The 2,604-nt window shown below is 61.9% G+C and carries 2 protein-coding genes and 1 pseudogene; 2 read left to right on the forward strand and 1 reads right to left on the reverse strand.

Going from position 1 to position 2,604, the window contains the following annotated elements:
• Window positions 1-250 precede the first annotated feature (250 nt).
• Both ACFDS3_RS20755 and ACFDS3_RS20760 read left to right on the forward strand, forming a co-directional pair.
• On the forward strand, window positions 251-1,180 hold the full coding sequence (locus ACFDS3_RS20755; protein WP_375264219.1) for a VapE domain-containing protein: 930 nt from the start codon (window positions 251-253) through the stop codon (window positions 1,178-1,180).
• Between the two features lie 836 nt (window positions 1,181-2,016).
• A pseudogene (locus ACFDS3_RS20760) lies at window positions 2,017-2,438 on the forward strand (IS3 family transposase); the annotation flags it as partial.
• A gap of 26 nt (window positions 2,439-2,464) precedes the next feature.
• On the opposite strand, the gene ACFDS3_RS20765 reads toward ACFDS3_RS20760, so the two are convergent.
• Window positions 2,465-2,604, reverse strand: a 140-nt coding sequence (locus ACFDS3_RS20765; RefSeq protein ID WP_375264220.1) for an integrase core domain-containing protein, incomplete at its 5' end; no start/stop codon positions are given.

Below are 2,604 nucleotides of genomic sequence, written 5' to 3' on the forward strand. Positions count from 1 at the left end.
CCTAGAGTCAAATGGAGGCCAAACCTGGCCAGTAGAACTGCTCGCGAAGGCGTTGGATGGTAGGTCGCTGAAAGAGCAGGTGAATAGCCCTACGCTTCGGCGATCGGCTGGTACTACGAGAATGTCCTAGAGAGCGAAATCGGACCCGGGAAGAAAGACTGGAGCATGAAGGTGCCCGAACGCGATCTCGCAGGAACCATGGACATCGCGGCGGCACGAATGGCTTCCATCCTGCGCGCGACTGGCTCTTATCGACTACCTTGGATGCCCCGACACGCCCTACTACCTCGAGCAGGGGCACAAGTTCGACTACGTGCCGACGCTGTGGGGCGCGCAGGGCAAGCGCAAGTCCACCTTCATCAACGTGCTGGCCCTCGGCTGGGCGGGCGAACTGAAGGCCAACTTCTCGGACGAGAAGGCCATGGTCGAGCAGATGATGGGCTGCCTCATCATGGAGCTTCCCGAGCTTTCCGCCGTGGGCCGATCGGCGGTCGAGGACGTGAAAGCCTTCGTCTCGGCCACCGAGTCGAACGTGCGCCTCGCCTTCCGGCGCAACGCTCAGGTCTTCAAGCGCCCGGGCGTGTTCAGGGGGTCCACGAACAACAAAGACTTCCTGAAGGACCAGACCGGCAACCGCCGCTTCTGGCCGATCGAGGTCATCGTGGACAGCATTGACACGGACCGGCTCGCGCGAGCCATGCCGCAAATCTGGGCCGAGGCTGTGGCCGAATACCGCGCCATGCGGGCCGCACAGCCACACGGGACGCTCCCGCTGCACCTTACGTCGTTTGAGGCCCAGCAGGAGGCCAGCGAGCTTCAGGCTGCCAGCCTGCGCGAGAACGACGCCGACATGGTGGCAGCGATCCTCGCGGACAAACTGAACTCGAAGGTCCGCGTCGGCGACGACTTCGATGAGGCCAACGGCGGCGCGACCTACGAGTGGCCCGATCGCGTCTTCTCCCACAAGATCGCGACCGAATGGCTTGACGGTGTGAAGGTCACGGGGCAAATGTCGCAGGTCGTCGCGGAAGCCCTCGGCAAGCTCGGCTGGGTCAAGGGCGGCAAGCGCCTGATCGACGGCTACCGGGGCGCTACCTACGTTCCGGGCGAGGAGCAGAAACGAGTTTGGGCGGCGATTGACGAGCGTGAAAAGGGCAACGTGGTCGAGTTCAGGAAGTAATCGACCCGTCAGCGCGAGCAAGGAGTAACGGCGACCCTCGGGTCGCCGAACTCATATCTAGGGGTCAGTTCAGTTTCAGTTGGCGTTCAATGGAAAATCGCCCTCAGAGGTGTCCGGGGTAGGCCCTGACCTCGGACACCCCACGGACACCGCCCCATAGCCCACAAAATAAGGCGTTTCACGCGCCGAGCGCACCGGCAGGTGTCCGGGTGTCCGGGCGTTTTCCTATACAGCAAGCCGTGGCCTCTCAGAGTAGTTTAATGGCTAAACTATCGCCTTTTTTCTCTCTCTCGCTGTTTAAGTTCTATATACCCCGGACACCCCGGACACCTAGGACAATAGCCATATAAATAAGGGGTTTCATGGTGTCCGGGGTAGGTGTCCGGGGTCTGACCCCCCGGACACTACTGAACTGGCCTGACTGGATGAGTTCGGTTTTCAGAGGCAGCGCCCCCACCGGGTCGAGTTCAGTGTTTCAGGAGGGGTCATTTGCCGGGTCGCCCCGCGCCCGCCGGATCGCCGCCGAGGCCGGGATATCCGGCGATCGGGCTTTCCCGAACCCCCAGCCCTGAACGACTAAACTGAAAAAATATCTGCTAAACGCTCAGAGTTTAGAAAAACTTCGGACATCCGCGCTCAGCGCCACCCCCCGGACGGTCCCACGACCCCCGGAGGACCCAAGCGACTGAACAATAGGTCAGTAGTTCAGTCGTTTAGTCTAGTCATATCCGAATATATTGCTATACATATATCAAGGTGTGGCAGTCAAACTGAAATGCCACCGGCGCTGCAAAGTAGGAGTACCGCTGTTGGTCCTCAGGGGAAGCGCAGCCGAGCAGGAGCTCGAAAAGGAAAACGAGCGGCTGCGCAAGGCCGTCTCCGACCTGACGCTCGAGAAGCTGATCCTGAAGGAGGCTGCCTCGGGAAACTTTTGAGCCCCGCCCGCCGCCGTGCCTGCGTCGACCACGTCCGGCAAAAGCTCCGTGTCTCGGAGCGGCTTGCCTGCCGTGTGCTCGGGCAGCACCGCTCGACCCAGCGGAAGACGCCGCGCGGACGGGCCGATGACGATGCACTGACTGCGGACATCATCGCACTCGCCAGCCGGTTTGGCCGCTACGGCTACCGTCGCATCACCGCGCTCCTCCGGGAGGCCGGATGGGCAGTGAACGTGAAGCGCGTCGAGCGGATCTGGCGACGGGAGGGGCTGAAGGTCCCGCAGAGGCAACCGAAGAAAGGTCGGCTTTGGCTGGGCGACGGGTGACCTGCTCCCCTGAGAGTCCTCGTTTATAGGTTAGCTCTGTTCAGGGTTTGGTCGTTTTCGGCCCGGTGGTGATACTCGCGGGGCGTCAGCCCGTCGAGGCTCGTATGAGGGCGGTGGTGGTTGTAGTCGTCCCGCCAGGCCTCGATCAGCTGGCGGGCATGGC

This window comes from Palleronia sp. (genome assembly GCF_042089775.1).
Lineage (GTDB): Bacteria > Pseudomonadota > Alphaproteobacteria > Rhodobacterales > Rhodobacteraceae > Palleronia.